This window comes from Clostridium cuniculi (assembly GCF_004353185.1).
In the GTDB taxonomy this organism is placed as follows: Bacteria; Bacillota; Clostridia; order Clostridiales; family Clostridiaceae; genus Clostridium; species Clostridium cuniculi.
The window spans coordinates 1-17,345 of sequence record NZ_SMUS01000035.1 but is presented as its reverse complement, the minus strand read 5'-3'; the positions used below and the strand labels follow the sequence as shown (position 1 = coordinate 17,345).

The 17,345-nt window shown below is 27.7% G+C and carries 15 protein-coding genes and 1 pseudogene; 2 read left to right on the top strand and 14 right to left on the bottom strand.

Annotated elements, in window-relative coordinates:
* Positions 1 to 193: 193 nt before the first annotated feature.
* The 9 genes and pseudogenes from EJJ37_RS15410 to EJJ37_RS15370 all read right to left on the bottom strand — a co-directional run.
* Positions 194 to 283 (bottom strand): annotated as a pseudogene (locus EJJ37_RS15410) (prepilin-type N-terminal cleavage/methylation domain-containing protein); the annotation flags it as partial.
* Positions 284 to 380: 97 nt separating this feature from the next.
* The gene (locus EJJ37_RS15405) at positions 381 to 842 is read right to left on the bottom strand and encodes a type II secretion system protein (protein ID WP_166484792.1); all 462 of its coding nucleotides are present in this window, start codon (positions 840 to 842) and stop codon (positions 381 to 383) included.
* A gap of 88 nt (positions 843 to 930) precedes the next feature.
* The gene (locus EJJ37_RS15400) at positions 931 to 2,133 is read right to left on the bottom strand and encodes a type II secretion system F family protein (protein ID WP_133016415.1); all 1,203 of its coding nucleotides are present in this window, start codon (positions 2,131 to 2,133) and stop codon (positions 931 to 933) included.
* Positions 2,134 to 2,147: 14 nt separating this feature from the next.
* A complete protein-coding gene (locus tag EJJ37_RS15395; protein ID WP_133016414.1) occupies positions 2,148 to 3,824 on the bottom strand; it encodes a GspE/PulE family protein in 1,677 nt (558 codons plus the stop codon).
* 142 nt (positions 3,825 to 3,966) lie between these two features.
* The gene (locus EJJ37_RS15390; RefSeq protein ID WP_133016413.1) at positions 3,967 to 4,719 is read right to left on the bottom strand and encodes a prepilin peptidase; all 753 of its coding nucleotides are present in this window, start codon (positions 4,717 to 4,719) and stop codon (positions 3,967 to 3,969) included.
* A 282-nt stretch (positions 4,720 to 5,001) separates the two neighbouring features.
* Complete coding sequence (gene groL / locus EJJ37_RS15385; protein ID WP_133016412.1) at positions 5,002 to 6,630, bottom strand: chaperonin GroEL; 1,629 nt, start codon at positions 6,628 to 6,630, stop codon at positions 5,002 to 5,004.
* Between the two features lie 17 nt (positions 6,631 to 6,647).
* Entirely contained in the window at positions 6,648 to 6,932 is a 285-nt protein-coding gene (gene groES, locus EJJ37_RS15380; RefSeq protein WP_133016411.1) for a co-chaperone GroES, read from the bottom strand.
* 314 nt (positions 6,933 to 7,246) lie between these two features.
* On the bottom strand, positions 7,247 to 8,734 hold the full coding sequence (locus tag EJJ37_RS15375; RefSeq protein ID WP_133016410.1) for a 4Fe-4S dicluster domain-containing protein: 1,488 nt from the start codon (positions 8,732 to 8,734) through the stop codon (positions 7,247 to 7,249).
* A 261-nt stretch (positions 8,735 to 8,995) separates the two neighbouring features.
* Positions 8,996 to 10,060: a M28 family metallopeptidase gene (locus EJJ37_RS15370; protein WP_133016409.1), complete on the bottom strand. Its 1,065-nt coding sequence runs from the start codon at positions 10,058 to 10,060 to the stop codon at positions 8,996 to 8,998.
* A gap of 421 nt (positions 10,061 to 10,481) precedes the next feature.
* Between EJJ37_RS15370 and EJJ37_RS21145 the strand changes: the two genes are divergently transcribed.
* A complete protein-coding gene (locus tag EJJ37_RS21145) occupies positions 10,482 to 10,829 on the top strand; it encodes a helix-turn-helix domain-containing protein (protein WP_133016408.1) in 348 nt (115 codons plus the stop codon).
* A 213-nt stretch (positions 10,830 to 11,042) separates the two neighbouring features.
* The gene (locus EJJ37_RS20360; RefSeq protein ID WP_166484791.1) at positions 11,043 to 11,195 is read left to right on the top strand and encodes a hypothetical protein; all 153 of its coding nucleotides are present in this window, start codon (positions 11,043 to 11,045) and stop codon (positions 11,193 to 11,195) included.
* Positions 11,196 to 11,533: 338 nt separating this feature from the next.
* On the opposite strand, the gene EJJ37_RS15360 is transcribed toward EJJ37_RS20360, so the two are convergent.
* From EJJ37_RS15360 to EJJ37_RS20350, 5 genes are all read right to left on the bottom strand, one after another.
* Complete coding sequence (locus EJJ37_RS15360) at positions 11,534 to 13,078, bottom strand: P-loop ATPase, Sll1717 family (protein ID WP_133016407.1); 1,545 nt, start codon at positions 13,076 to 13,078, stop codon at positions 11,534 to 11,536.
* Between the two features lie 129 nt (positions 13,079 to 13,207).
* Entirely contained in the window at positions 13,208 to 14,101 is an 894-nt protein-coding gene (locus tag EJJ37_RS20355) for an N-acetylmuramoyl-L-alanine amidase (protein ID WP_166484790.1), read from the bottom strand.
* 51 nt (positions 14,102 to 14,152) lie between these two features.
* A complete protein-coding gene (locus EJJ37_RS15350; protein WP_133016437.1) occupies positions 14,153 to 14,350 on the bottom strand; it encodes a hypothetical protein in 198 nt (65 codons plus the stop codon).
* A 4-nt stretch (positions 14,351 to 14,354) separates the two neighbouring features.
* Positions 14,355 to 14,585: a BhlA/UviB family holin-like peptide gene (locus tag EJJ37_RS15345; RefSeq protein WP_133016406.1), complete on the bottom strand. Its 231-nt coding sequence runs from the start codon at positions 14,583 to 14,585 to the stop codon at positions 14,355 to 14,357.
* A 271-nt stretch (positions 14,586 to 14,856) separates the two neighbouring features.
* The coding region (locus tag EJJ37_RS20350) for a hypothetical protein (RefSeq protein WP_166484789.1) at positions 14,857 to 17,345 on the bottom strand (2,489 nt) is incomplete at its 5' end.

The window sequence follows — 17,345 nt, the reverse complement described above, 5'->3', positions numbered from 1 at the left end:
TCTCAGTTGAAATATACTGTAATTAACCTTCAAGCTTTACCTCTAGTATCTTATTTACGTCTTTTTCTGTTATTAAATCATAGTTATAAAATGAAGCATTTTCTTTGAATTTAAATTTAAATTGTTCTTCTACTTTTCTTAATTGAATAATTCTATGTATATTTTTGCATTGATTTATAATACTTTTTTGCTTCTATATTATATAACCTGCTATTGTAGGAATTAATATCGTTGCTAGTATAGCTATAATTGCTATTACAGCTATTAACTCAATTAATGTAAATCCTCTTTTTTATTGATTTTCATAATCCCCTCTTAAAAAATCAGGACCTTATATGGTCCTGAAGTTATATGATTACTATAATTAAATATTTTATTAGTTACTTAGTTACTGGACTTCCTGGATTATTAAATCCATCATATGACTTATATGTTCCATTTGAATTTACTTCTATTTTAGTTACCGCATCTTGATCTTTATTAATTTCTATAGCTGTTCCTATTTGCATATTTTCTAATTTATTTATATTTTCTTTAGTTAATAAATCTGAACCAAGTGTAGATAATAAGCTTGATACTGATAAAGTTGTATCGGCTGTTATTTTACCATCACTAATAGTTACTCCATCTGTAGCTATTGATGTTGCTGCTGTTGCATTATATGTTTCTACTGCATTTACAACAGTTCTCACTTGAGTAATAATTGCTGTTTTCTTAGCTCTGTTTATATACCCACTAACAGTTGGTACTAATACCGCTGCTAATATAGCTATAATAGCTATAACAGCCATAAGCTCGATTAATGTAAATCCTTTTTTCTTTCTTTTTTTTGTTAAGTTCATATTTTTTACCTCCATTATATGTAATATTATTTTATATTTATATAAAGGGGTGCCCCCATTTATAACATTATTATTTATATGTAAAACCTTAAACTGCTCCCATAACCTGGAACATAGGCATTGCTATTGATATTACTACAAATCCAACTATGAAAGCTAGAAAGACTATCATAATTGGCTCTATTAAAGAAGTTAATTTCTGAATGGCAAACTCAGCTTCAATCTCATAATACTCAGCAGTCTTATTTAAAATATTATCAAGACTTCCCGTATCTTCCCCTACTTTAATCATTTGAGTTAACATAAGCGGGAATATCTTTTTAGACTCTAAAGTATCACCTATTCTAGCCCCTGTACTAATTAATGTTACACATTCATCAATTGATTTTTTTATAAATTTATTATCTACTGCATTTGCAGCTATGCTTAGAGATTCTATAATACTCATTCCACCCTTAACAAGCATCCCAAAGGTTCTTGCAAATCTTGCAGTAAATATTTGTTGAGTAATCTTTCCTAGATGCTTGTCCTTAACAAGAAATTTATCTATTTGATATTGTATAGCATAATTAGTATCAATAAATACTTTTTTTACTATGAACAATGCAATAACTATAAGAACTAATAATAAAAAGTTTTGAGTAATAAATGCACTAATATTAATAATTATTTGTGTTGGTATTGGTAGCTCTTGACCTGCTGATAAAATACTTTCAACAAAAGTAGGAACAACAAAGCTTACTAACCCTAATACTATACAAATTGCAAAAACTAATAAAAACTTAGGATAAGTCAATGCTGCATCTATCTTTTTCTTTTGTCTATGTTGTTTATCATAATAATCAGCCATTTCTCCCATTATTTGATCTAGGCTACCAGTAGCCTCCCCAACTTCAACCATTGCAGTAAGCATAAAAGGAATATCCTTATGCCTACGAAAAACTTCAGATAATTCACTTCCTTTTTGAACTTCCTCATAAACATCTTCTAGTATCTTCTTTAACTTTTTATTTTCAATCTGATCTTTAATCATAACTATAGATCTCATCATTGGTACACCTGCTGCCAAAGCAAAGTAAAATTGTCTACAAAATATAGCCAAATGTTCAAAGGGAATACCTTTTTTTATACTAAACTCTAAAGTAGCACCTTTATTGTTCTCTCTTATAGATGTTGGAAATATCCCCTTGTTTCTAAGAGCTTCTTTTACCCCTTCTTTATCTTCAGCATCCATTATACCTTTTGCTACAGATCCATCTAATGATTTACCTTCATAAATAAAAACAGGCATAAATTATTTCTCCTTTAATCACCTAATAAGGTTACTCTTAATAATTCTTCTATTGTAGAATTACCTTTTAAAATAACATTTATTGCTGATTTACTTAATGTTTTCATTCCATTTTTTAATGCTGCATTAGTAATTTCCTCTACTGATGCATCTCTATTTATTAACTCTCTTATTTCTTTATTAACTTGCATTATTTCATATATACCAACTCTACCTTTATATCCAGTGTTGTTACATTTATTGCAACCAACTTTTCTATATAAAGTTAAGCTCTTATCTTTTTCTACACCTAAAATTTCTTTTTCATAGTCACTTGCTTCATACTCTTCCTTACACTCTACACAAAGTTTTCTTATAAGTCTTTGTGCTATAATCCCAACTAAAGCTGACGATACTAAATAAGGTGCAAGTCCCATATCTTTTAATCTAACTATAGAAGATGGTGCATCATTTGTATGTATTGTACTTAAAACTAAGTGTCCTGTTATAGCAGCTCTTACTGCTATTTCTGCTGTTTCAGAATCTCTAATTTCCCCAAGCATTACTATATCAGGGTCTTGTCTTAATATAGATCTTAAACCTGAAGCAAAAGTTAATCCTGCCTTAGTATTAACATTAACTTGGTTTATACCATCCATTGAAAATTCAACTGGATCCTCTATTGTAATTATGTTTTTATCTTCTCTGTTTAAATCCTTTAATAAAGAGTAAAGAGTTGTTGACTTACCACTTCCTGTTGGACCAGTAACTAATACTATTCCATGTGGTTTAGATATTATATTGTTAATTTTTTCTAAATCATCTTCTACAATACCTAATGTTGATTTATCAACATTAAAAGCACTTTTATCAAGAATTCTTATAACTACTTTTTCCCCATTTACAGTTGGAAGTATAGATACTCTTAAATCAATATTTTCATTATCAATTTTCATAAATATTCTTCCATCTTGCGGTATTCTTCTTTCTGCAATATCCATATTCCCCATAATCTTTATTCTAGTTATTAGTCCAGCTAAAGGTTCTTTGGGAGAGTCAAATTGCTTTTGAAGCTCACCATCTATTCTATATCTTACTGCAACTCTATGTTCAAATGGTTCTATATGAATATCACTTGCTTTACTTCTTACTGCACTTTGTATAATTGAATCTACTAATTTTACAGCCGGAGCATTTTTAACCTCTTCGCTCATCTGATCTTCAATTATAATTTGATCCTTTTCTTGATTTCTAAGCTCTTCAGCTGCTTTTTTCATATAATCTTCTGAATAATATTTAGATATAGCTCTTATGATTTCATTTTTACTACATAAAGCAATCTCTAATTCATATCCTGATGCAATCTTAACATCTTCTTCAGCCAGTATATTAAGTGGATCATTCATTAGCACTAATAACTTATCATCTACAAATTTTACAGGTAATACATTATATTTTCTTGATAATGATTCTGAAATTGTCTTTACTGCACTTTTATCTATTATAATTGAATCTATATATACTCTTGGAATACCCAGTTGTATTTCTAATGCTTGTAACAAGTCATCTTCAGAAATAAATCCCTTTTCAACTAGTATTTCACCAACTTTACCACCTGTATCCTTTTGAATCTTTAATGCCTCTTGTAAATCATTATCTGTAATATAGTTAAGTTCAATTAACATATCACCTAATCTTTTTCTTCGATTCATCTTTCCTCCAAAATAATACTATTGTATAACATTTTTTAATCGTAAATAATAGTTTAGCATTACTTCTTAGTACTACTAAACTATTATAATTTCTATATTTTACTTTTTCAACCATAATTTGTTTTATTATTTAATTAAATTTTTAGAAAAAAAGTTTAACATATGTTTCTAATAATAAATTTCCATAAAGACATGCAATTACTCCACCAATTGCTAAGTAAGGTCCGAATGCAATTTCTGATTTTTTATCCTTAAGTTTTAAAATTAAAATTACAGCTGATACAACTCCACCTAAAATTATAGCTATAAATAAGGTTATTATAATTCCCTTAATACCTAAAAACAACCCACAAATTAAGGCAATATCAATATCCCCTTCTCCCATTCCATGGGTTAAAATTACTATAAGATAAATAACTCCAAAGCCTATAAATGCACCAACTATATAATCCCATGGTATTGCTTTAGTTTCTATCCATATTAACATATCAAATACTATACCTGAAACTACTCCAAATATAACTGTTGAGTTATAAACATATTTAGTTTTAAAATCAATAAAACCTATTACTATTAATAGTGATGCAAATAAACAAAATTTAAAAAAATCTAGGGTAAATCCAAATTTTAAATAAATCATTATATATAAGCATGCATTTAAAACTTCAACTAATGGATATTGTATAGATATTTTTTCTTTACAATTTCTACATCTTCCTCTTAAAAAAATATAACTAAAAACCGGTATTAAATCTTTTGGTTTCAAATTATATCCACAACTTGTACAATGTGATGGTGGAAATGATATTGATTCTTCTCTAGCAATTCTATATATACAAACATTTAGAAAGCTTCCTATTATTAATCCTAATAATATTATTAAAATTATATTCATTATTTCTCCTTCAAATAATAAAGTATCATCTTAAAATAGTGATTATTAATTAATAAACATTAAATGTTAATTCCTATAATTATTGTATCATTTTTAATAATTTTTTTCTATATTCATTTATATATCTATTATAAATTTTAATATTTTTCCCAAATTACTCTTTTGTTTTCATATTATTTGTCGTTATTTGAAATTTTATAGTAATTCATTCTTTACCATTTATTTACGACAAAAAAATATAACATAATAGAGAAAACTATTATGTTATATTTTTTACTTATTTTAGTACATTCCGTCCATTCCACCCATTCCTGGTGCACCTGGCATTGGAGCTTCTTTTTGTGGAATATCAACAACAGCTGCTTCTGTTGTTAAGAATGTTGATGCTACAGATGCAGCATTTTGAAGTGCACTTCTTGTAACCTTAGTTGGATCAACTATTCCAGCTTTAAGCATATTTACATATTCATCATGTAATGCATCATATCCCATTCCAGTTTCAGAGTTTTTAATTCTTTCTATAATTACAGAACCTTCAACTCCTGCATTAGTAGCTATTTGTCTCATTGGCTCTTCTAATGCTCTAACTATAATATTTATACCAACTTGTGTATCAGCAACATCTGATTTTAATTCTGCAACTTTGTTAATTACATTAACATAAGCAGTTCCACCACCTGGTACTATACCTTCTTCAACTGCAGCCTTAGTAGCAGCTAAAGCATCTTCAATTCTAAGCTTTCTTTCTTTAAGCTCTGTTTCTGTAGCTGCACCAACTTTAATTACTGCAACTCCACCTGAAAGTTTAGCTAATCTTTCTTGTAACTTTTCTTTATCAAATTCAGAAGTTGTTTCTTCTATTTGACTTTTTATTTGATTAATTCTTTCTTTGATAGCATTGCTATCTCCTCTACCATTTACAATAGTAGTGTTATCCTTAGTTATCTTAACACTTTCTGCTTGGCCTAGCATTTCTAAAGTAGTTTCTTTTAAATCTCTTCCTAACTCTTCAGAAATTACTTGACCACCTGTTAAGATAGCTATATCTTGAAGCATTTCTTTTCTTCTATCACCAAATCCAGGAGCCTTAACAGCAACACAATTAAATGTTCCTCTTAATTTATTAACTACTAATGTAGCCATTGCTTCTCCTTCAATATCTTCAGCAACTATTAATAACTTCTTACCTGTTTGAACAATTTGTTCTAATATAGGTAATATTTCTTGTATGTTTGTAATCTTCTTATCTGTTATTAATATAAGTGGGTTATCTAATAAAGCTTCCATTTTTTCTGTATCTGTTACCATGTAAGCTGAAACGTAACCTCTATCAAATTGCATACCTTCAACAACATCTAATTCAGTACCCATTGATTTAGATTCTTCAACAGTAATAACTCCTTCATTACCCACTTTTTCCATAGCGTCTGAAATAAGCTTACCTATTTCATCATCAGCTGCTGAAATAGCTGCAACTCTAGCTATATCTTCCTTACCACTAACAGGCTTAGATATTTCTAATATTTCTTTAACTGCTGTATCTACAGCTGTTCTTATACCATTTCTAAGTAACATCGGATTTGCACCAGCTGTTACATTCTTTAAACCTTCTCTTATAATAGCTTGAGCTAAAAGAGTAGCTGTAGTAGTACCATCCCCTGCAACATCATTAGTTTTTGTTGCAACTTCTTTTACTAATTGAGCTCCCATGTTTTCATATGGATCTTCTAGTTCTATTTCTCTTGCAATTGAAACACCATCATTAGTTATAAGTGGTGAACCAAATTTCTTATCTAAAACTACATTTCTACCTTTAGGCCCTAAAGTAACCTTAACTGTATCTGCTAATTTATCAACACCAACTTGCATTGCTCTTCTAGCTTCTTCACCAAATTGAATCATTTTTGCCATATTAATATACCTCCCAACTATTCTACTATTGCTAATATATCATCTTGTTTTAATATTATATATTCTTCACCATCAACTTTTACGTCAGTTCCTGCATATTTAGAATATAATACTTTATTTCCAACTTCTACATCCATAGGAACTCTCTTACCTTCTACCATTGCTCCTGGCCCTATTGCTACTACCTTAGCTTCTTGTGGCTGCTCCTTTGCTGTTCCTGTTAAAAGTATTCCACTCTTTGTAGTTGTTTCTGCTTCTAATTTTTGTATTACTACTCTATCACCTAATGGCTTTATATTCATAAATAAACCCTCCTATATTTTTCTTTATTAGCACTCACTTCATTAGAGTGCTAACACCTTTATATTTATAATATAATTTTAACTGTAATCTTTCAACAATTACTTTCTATATTATTACCTTACTAAGGTCAAATATTACTAATTATTCTAATTTATTTTTGATTTACTTTGATTTCCATTATTTTTCTAATATTTTTATTATACAGGTTAATATCATAATTAAATATTATAAAAGCTATGAATTTATTAAAAAAAATTATAAACTCATAGCTAATTATTTTCTGCAAATTTCTTCTAATGAAAATAGTAATTATTTATCTTTCTAAATTAACATCATCAAACTTATTAAGAGTTTCGTTTTTAAGAACCGCCTTAATAGTTGTTCCATTATTAATCTTAGTAAATGCTGCTTTTGCTCTAAGTGGTGGTACTATTGTTCCTGCACCATTAATACATCCACCTTCACACATCATACCTTCAATAAAGTTTCCTGGCAGTTTTCCCATCTTAGCAAGCATCATAGTCTTTTTACAATCAAGGCCTGAAACTTGAACTGGTTTAAACTCAACCTCTACCCCTGAATCTTGTACATAGTTCTTAATAGCAGCTGTTAAACCACCTGCTGCACCAAATCCTCTTCCAAATATAGATGCATCATTAACATTTTCTTCTTCACATTCAAATGGATTAACATCAAATGCTTCGAATAATGCAAGTAACTCTTCAAAAGTTAAAACATAATCAACAGCGTCAGCTATTCCTATTCTAACTGCTTCTCCTTTTTTAGCTGTACAAGGTCCTATAAATACAACCTCTGCTTCTGGATCATTTTTCTTGATATATCTAGCTGTCGCAACCATAGGAGAAACTGTTCCTGAAATTCTATCTTTTTCAGTAGGATTAGTCTTCTCAATAAAACTAAAGAATCCTGGACAGCAGGAATTTGTCATATATTTATCTCCTCTTTCCATTCTTTCTACAAATTCATTAGCTTCATGAACTGTAACTGCATCTGCCCCTAAAGCTACTTCTATCATATCTTCAAATCCAATAGCTTTAATTGCGTTTCTTACTTTTCCATAATTCATAGTTGGACCAAATTGACCTGTTATAGCCGGTGCAACTATTGCATACATTTTTCTACCTTTTCCTAATCCTTTTGCAACTGGAACTATTAAACTCTTATCAGAAATAGCTCCAAACGGACATGCTCTCATACATGATCCACAGTTAACACATATTTCTTCTTTAATCATAGCTCTTCTATCATCTTGATTTATATCTAAAGCTCCTGTTGGACATGCCCTCTTACAAGGCCTCATAACTTCTGATATGGCATCATAAGGACATGCTTTTTTGCATCCTCCACATTCCTTACATAGCTCTTGATTTATATATGCTCGTCCATTAACAATTGTTATTGCACCAAAATTACATGCTTCTTTACATCTATGTGCAATACAGTTTCTACATGAATCTGTTACATTAAATCTATTTATAGGGCATCTATCACAAGCTGCTTCTATAACATAAATAATTTGTTCATCTGGCTTAATATCTATTAGTGATTCTTCTGCATTATCACCATTTGCCAAATATCCAGCTGCAAGCTTAGCTCTTTCTAAAACTATAGCTCTTTCTTTATAGACACAACATCTATATTGTGCCACATCTCCTTTAATAACTTCATAAGGAACTTTTTCAATACTTTCTAAAGTTATATTATCATTTTTAGCAAGTCTTGCTACCTCTGTTAACACCTCATGCTTTAATTTTTTAAGCTGAGTTTCAAACTTAAACATATCACCACTCCCCTGTTTACTGTTTATTGTTTGCTGTATCCCAATTCTAATTATACAATATTTTCCCATTTCTTCCATACTTTTTGTAATATTCTGATAACTTTATTTATCTAATTTTTTTACGTTATAAGACATGATTTTTGTTTAAAATTATATAAGCTATAATGATTTATTCCCAAATAAAAAGTTTAAATAATCTCTTATTTATATATAAAAAGAGTCTTACAAAATAAATTTATAAGACTCTTTAATTATAAAATTTTAATAAATTTTATTATCACTCTTTATTATAAAATCAACTAAAGCATCCTTAATACTATCTATCAATTCAAAATCAACTATAGACATATTATCTGCCTCACTATGAACAATACCAACTATTCCATCTTGCCCAATGACTAAAGATGCATCATTGCCTCTTCTAAATGACATATGATCACTACTACCTACAATTCTTCCCTCTTCATTTCTAGCATATGGAACCATTTCATAATAAACTTTATCCTCATCTAGTACTTCTATAAAGTCATCATACAACTCTTGACATAATGGATTATTATTTTTAACTGCTAAACCTTCATTTCCCTTCATACCTATACAATCAATATTTATATTATACCAATCTTCATAATTATCTTTAAACTCTTCTACAAATTTTGAACTTCCTATTAATCCTAATTCTTCTGCATTAAACGCAGCAAAAATTATATCATGATCAGGTTTCTTGTTCTTATAATATTTAGTTAAATCCTTAGCTGATTCAAGTAATACTGATACTCCAGAAGCATTATCAATAGCTCCCTGAATTTTTGTCACCTTTACTCGAGAAGTTTCACTACTAGAAGTTTCTTCCACTCTTTCTCTTACAGTAACATGATCAAAATGAGCTGAAATTACAACTGCTTTAGAACTATCCTTGCCTTTTATTACTCCAATAATATTATTTACCTTATTACCATTTTCTTCATTAGGATTAAATATAGATCTCATTTCTTTATTTAAATATACTTCATGATAAAAACTTTCATTATTAAATGGTTCTAAACCTACAGCCTCAAAGTAATTTTTTATAAATTCTGCTGCTCTAGTATTTTCATCTGTTCCAACAACTCTAGATAAATATTCATCAGATGTAAGCTCCTTCATTATTCCTTCTACATCTAATTTTTCAGGATTTTTACCAGGTTCAGTAGTTAAAGTTTCTTCATAAGTAACTATACCCTTGCTAGATACATCTTTATATAATGAACTGCTACATCCAGTGAAAAGTAAATTTAAAACTAATACACTAGATACAATAGATATTAATTTATTTTTTATATTCATAATAATCTCCCTTAATATATTAAATTCTACTCATTTCCCTTATATTCCCCATTTTGTATTAAATATATTCTTATTTTTTAGCTATTAAATTATATAAAAAAATAATACCAAATAATAAATTAAACATAATTTATATTCGGTATTATTTTTCCTAAACTAAAGTTAATTTTCTAATATTTTTTCTAAATCTAATTACTCAACTTTTATATTATTTTCCCTTGCAAATATATCATTAGAATAATTTTAGGTAATAAATCTCTATAAATCATACTTTTTAATGATTTATCATTTTATTAAAAGTATAATTTTCTATAAAAAACTATTGTTTTTTTGACGTTTTTTTGACGTTTTAAAATTTATATTGCTATAAAAGATTTAACTTTTTAAATTTGGATATTACTTAAGATGAGGTGATATTTTTATGAATCCTATTAATATTGATATTAATATAGATATTAATGATGATTTAATCAAAAAATTTATACTTGATATATATCAAGGAATCTATAATAAAAATAATGAATCTGTAAAACATAGTACATCTTATATTAAAGCTCCTAATATTGAATTATTAACTATAAAAGAAGTATCCAAAACTCTAAAAACTGATGAACCTACCATCCGAAGATTAATAGATAAAGGTTATTTAAAAGCCTTAAAATTAGGCAGATTAAAAGTTCGCAGTACAGAATTAGAGAGGTTTCTTGATTGGGCAGAAGGTAAAGATCTTAGCGACTTAAATAACATAAAGAATATTAATAATCACTAATTATTATATGTAATATAGATTTATAATACTATGACATTATTTTTATAGTAATGTAGGCAAAATGTAAGCAATTTTATATTTGCCTACATTTATTTTATCTGAATTTTTATTAGCAAATATCCTATAATGCATATCCAACAATTACATTTGAAAATAACATTTATATTTATTTATAATAATATTGCTTAATTTATTATTAGGGGGATTTTAAATATGGCTACAAATAAAATTAACGAAAATGAATTAATATTAAAAGTAGATTTTTCTTCTTTAGAAACTGTAGATAAGTTTATTGATTTCTTAAAAGATAATAATATAAATATTAAAGGAATTGGAAGAGATGAATATCTAATTAAAGTCCAATAAATAAAAAAGGTTAGATACTTTTATTTTATATCTAACCTATACTAAAAACATATTATTTTTTTATCTTTTATTTTTATAAAAAGTTGTATAATATTGAATAAAATATTAATAATTGTATATAATAAATATTATAAAATATCCATATTTTTAAAATACTATTTAAAATTTTTACATTTACCAATAAATTTAACTTTACAAATAAATAAATTTATATTATTATTTATTAAAGTAAGTAACTAAATTCGTATAATTGAATAAGTTAAAATATGTGGGTTGTAAATACCCGTTTTTGGGAGTGATTCCCGTTTCTATAAAAAGACTAGTTTTACTAGTCTTTTTTACTTTGTATTTAATATATTTCTTAATCCATAATGAACTGTTAATTTTAACTCTAAGTTTACATTAGGATTTCCATCCTTCCTATATCCCCACGAATATATAATTTCATCATTACTATTTTTCCTCATATTCCCCACAACGCCTAACTGGTATAATTTAGTCAAACACTCATTAACATCAATAGATTTATTATAATTTTTTCTTCTAGATTTATAATACGTTCTTAGATTAGATGCATAAAATGAATTTTTTCCATAATCTCTTATTAATTTTAAATACTCTTCAAATGTTTCTAAGTCTATATGTATTTTTGCTTCATTATATAATTCTTTTTGAAATGCATCGGAATAACTTTGTTTACATTCTCTAAACATCTTAGCTCTAAAACAAGTTTCATTTGGATATCTTTTCTTTATTATTTGAAGATAAGTAATAATATCCCTTGGTCTACCATAACTATTATTTATTAAGTATGTGACAACATTTTGTTTATTTATTGGTTCTGGAAAAAGTATCTTATATAACTCCTTATTACTATAATTATAATACTCCTTGCTACTTTTCTTAACCTTATTTAATATCATTTCCATAATCATATGTCTTTCTGGTGTGCTATTTTCTTTCTCTATCCAATAAAGTTCAACTGAATTGTCTTGTATTACTTTGTTTAAATTAGTAGATCTTTTATTAAGTTCTTCAATAATATCACTTCTAATTAGTAATATGCATTTACTAGATAATAACTCATTTTTTGCAAATAATAAATTTACATTTTTCATAGCTTCTATTAATTTATTTAATGCCTTAGCTGAATACTTATCTTCTCCTAAGTCTATATCTAACTCATCTAAATCATCTAATATTATTACAACACTTTGCACTTTTAAACAAATAAATATACACTCTTCAAATTCATCTATAAGTTTATAAAATTCTTTTGTTGTATATATCCGACTAATTTCTTTGTTCTTTTCCCCTGTTACCTTTGACAATAATCTTTTACCTTTTCCTTGTATCTCAGCTGTTATTGTCTCTCCATCATTATCTGTGTATCCATCAAATTCATAGTTTCCATTCCCATACCTAATTAAGCACATTTCATTTAATCTTGCTAACGCTTTATTATATGCTTTTATATCTTTATTCCTTTGCCTTGTATCTTTTTTAAATCCAAATTTACCTTTTATTGTCTTATTCTTTATCACTTGATGAATTTTCCTATATAATATCCACTTAAATAATTGTATGGCTTCATCACCTGATAACTCCTCTTTATTTTTTTCTATCATTTTTAATAAAGCAATGTCATCTTTATTAAATATTCTACACTCTATTCCCTTTTGATTATATTTCTTTTCTATATATCTTCCTAGAACTGTTTTTCCAGTTCCTTTCTTTCCAAATACAATGTATTTCATAGGATCATTAGTTATTTCATCATATTTATTATTCCCCGTATAAAATAAATCTAAAAACTCCTTTTTATTTGATTCACTATCTCCATCTGCACAACCTAAATTTAGCTTTTTTAATTCTACCGACATAAATTTCCCCCCCATATAAATTTATTTTTATAGTATAACATACTTTTTCATAATTTGTCATAATATTAATATTCATATCCAAATTTAACCATTCAAAAGACTAGAGAACTTCATCTCTAGCCTTAACAATTATAAATTTAATAATTTCCTCCAAGTATTTTGTCCAACTACACCATCAACTGAAAGTCCTTTATCAGCTTGGAATGCTTTTACGGCATCTACAGTTTCATCGCCGAACCCTCCGTCTGCTCCCCACTTAGGTAATTTATATCCTAAACTTAATAATCTTTTTTGTATTAACTTAGTTATATTCCCTTTTGCACCTTTTCTAACAGTAGGACAACCAGCTAATGTTGCTGGACCACCAACACCATCAACATTTTGTTTGCTGAAACCTTGGTTATTACATTCTTGTTGTAATCTTCTTACCCAATCATCACCTTTAATTGTTGTCGTAGATTGAGTTTGAGATGTAGATGATGTATTTATATCATCTACTTGATCACTAATTATATGATTATCTAATGCATCTACTATAGCTTTTGCAATTGCTTTATATCCAACTTCAAGATACTTATTCGCATCTTCTGTGTCTACAAAACAAACTTCTATTAACATAGATTTAGCTTTTGTTCTTCTGATTACATAAAGTCCTGTACCAGCTTTAACCCCTCTATTATTAAATCCTAATGCTGATATATTTTTACATACATCTATTGCATCTTGATATTGTCTACCTTCATAAGTGTAGACCTCAACTCCTTGTCCCCCTCCAGCGTTGAAGTGTATAGAAATAAACCAATCTAAATCTTCTCTGTTAGCTTGTTGCACTACTAAAGATAAACTTTCATTTGTAGTTGCTGCATAATCAACAGTACAATTATAAACAGTATTACCTCTTTCCTTTAACAAGCTTCTTACTTCTTCTCCAACTAATCTAGTGTGTTCTCCTTCTTTTATAATTCCTACTGCTCCAGTTCCAGCACCTCTCAAAGTATGTCCATCATTTACTCCAATTTTCATTTTATATTCCTTCTTTCTTTTAAATATTTTTATAAAATTAAAAGACCATGATTACTCATGATCTTCTTTTACTTCTTTAATTGCTTGTCTTGTTGAACTTTGACCAAAATAAAATGCTATAACCATACTAAATATAGTTAAGAACTCTGTTGCTCCTATTTGACCTTTTAAAGCTAATACTGAAAATACTAGCGTTAAAATAGAAGCTATTAACTTCTTAATTTGTAATAATTTCTTTAATGTTTCCATCATATTATCCTACCTTCTCTAATTTTACTTTTATATCAGCAACATCTTTTTGAGTAGTTTTTACCACTTCAAGGTTTTCTGCTAAATCTGAAATTACTTCTTGGTTCTTATCAATTATTTCTTGCAACTTTTCTTCTCTAGCCTTACTTTCTTTTCTTGTATCAATTAGTAGCCATACAAAAAGTACTGCCCATACTCCGTTATTTACTATAGTTTTAATAAGTTCATTTTCCACTGTTGTTCTCCTTTTCTCCAATCGCTTGGAATTTTAGATATAATAAAAAAGCCTAGTTTCCTAAGCTCTTTCTATTTCTTTATTAAATTTATATTTGTTAGTACGTCTCTCTGCTTTGTTATTGGATTTATAATTGTTACTTTTACACTTCCACCAAAGCTTAATAACATTATTACTAATAAAATCCAACATATTCCCAACAACGATAAAATACAAAATATTACACTTAACACATTAACATTTCCTTTCTTTCATGATAACATATATTAGTTTAATTTATTTTTAATACAGCATATCCATAATCATTTTTAATATTGTAATTAACCCCTCTAACATCTACAGTATTATTGATAAGTTCAAAGCCTTCGTTTTGCTCTAATATATTTATTTTCTTATCTATATACTTTGAAGGAATTTCTAAATTATCACATACAACATTTTTATGAATATCTATAAATACATATAAGCTATCTCCAACCTCTATATAAGTCTTATTAGTTTCTCCATCTTCTAATATAGAAGTATCTATATATTTTCTATACATACTAAATGTTTTATATGCTCCAGCTTCTAAAGTTCCACCACTATATCCAACTGGATATGATTTTTTAGTGCTTCTAAAATCCCAAAGTATAGAATTGTTTACCCTTTCTTCATTAGATCCATTGCCTATGTCAGTTAAATACCCAGCAGTAAATCCTACTTTATTATTATCGGTATCATTTCTATGTTGTACATATCTATTTATTGGATAATTTTGATTAATACAATCACTTAGATAAAACTTTAGGTTATCTTTATACGAATTTATATTAGTTAATCGAGAAAAATTCCAGTTGCCTTTTTGCTTAGCGTTAGGCATATAGTGTTGTGTATTAGGTTGCAATCTTACACTTTGTAAAAATCCACAATTACCTAAAGTAACTTTCTTTAATACTTTAAGTGAATGGTTAATTAATACAAATGCATTATTTTTGAATTTATAGTTAATGCAAAGCTCTACAACGCCCTCTACAGCGTTTAAATTGTCTTCTGATAGTTCTATCCCTACATTAGCTTTTAAATGCTCCTGTAGTGCTTTATAGCATAATATATTATATTTTTCAGTAATATTAAGTTCTTCTCCAACATTAGTACCATCTATAAGCTCTTTTCCATCTAATTTAACATTATAAGTATGTTTATTTGTAGATGGATAGAATTGTTCTACAGTTAGATTTGTTATATCTAATGCATTTATATTAGTTGCATTTAACTTAGCTTCTAAATTATTAACTGGTGCTATATTACTATAACCTACTATTCCTTGTTCATCTTCTGTATATGGATATAAGAATATACATTTATCATTTTCTACTTTTGCTAATACATAATCTGTTATTCCATCTGTCCATACACTACCAATATCAGCAGTTGTTTGCCCGTTTTTAGGTATAGAAAAACAAGGATATCCATGATTAGCTCCAACAGTATAGAATGTTCTAATTGGGGTTATATCATCACCTTGATTATGTATTAATGTTTCTTTATTGTCTTTTATTAAATACGTATTAACAAAGTTAAAACATTTATTTCTTACATCTTCTATTTCAGTTTCATATTTTATAGTTTCTTTATCATTTAATTGACTATATACAGTAAACTTATTATTCTCTTTTATTATCTTTAAGCTAGAATTATCATCAGAAATTGCTACTTCATCTTTTATTGATTCCATTTGCTCTTTTGTAAACCTAAGTTTATCCATACAATAACCATAACTTTCATAAGGTGTTAACTCTGAATTTGCTTCAAGTTGCATATTTGTTGCATCTGCAAAGAAATTTATTCCTATCCATGACTTTTCATCTATTGTGAAAGTTATAGGATTATTCGCAGTAACATTAGAAATTGTATTTATTAATCCTGTTCCAGTAAGATTAGAGTCAAATTGAAATACATTTCTAGTTCTACTTGAAACAGTATATGTGCCAGCTTCAAGCTCTATCATATATCCGTTATATCCTTGATTATCAACTACAGTATTATTTTTTGATATTAATTTCCCATTTAAGAATTTAGCAGGATTAAGTAAGTTTTTACCTACTTCAAAGAAATTACAATCATCACTTTCAACACTAAAATCTGTTACTTGTTTCTTTTTTATATTGATATTTTCTTGGACATCATAAGCTAAATATTGTTTATAATCTTCGTATCTTGTAGGAGCGTCACCTTCTTCTAATTGCCATGTATCTATATGTGTCTTATATAGACTGGCTCTTATATATCCAGTTTGAGAAGCTGTAAATGTAAACTTTGCTGTACTTGTATTTAAGCTTGTAGTTATAACTTCTATACACTCTCCAGCCGTATTAAAAAGATATATATTTCTAGCTCCAACATTACAAGAATATGTTTCACCCATAATCACAAAGATATAGTCTGTTATATCATAATTTTCACTTTCAATGTGATTATATGTGCTTGGTGTACTTCCTTGCATTACTCTATTTAATGTTCTTCGTGTTTTATCATATAAATTCTTTCCACAAACTAAAAAACTAGCTTCTGGAACTCCGACGGAATTCCTAGCTAGTATTCTATTAGTTATGCTTTTTTCTTTTAGAATTGGACTTATTGGAGCATTACCTATAATTATTGCTTTTAAACTATCTGTTATTTGATTCTCATTAATCTGACCTATTAATTGTCCAACAGATATTTCATCTCCTTTATTTATCTTCTTTAAAAGTTCTTCTAATATTTTATCTATAATAT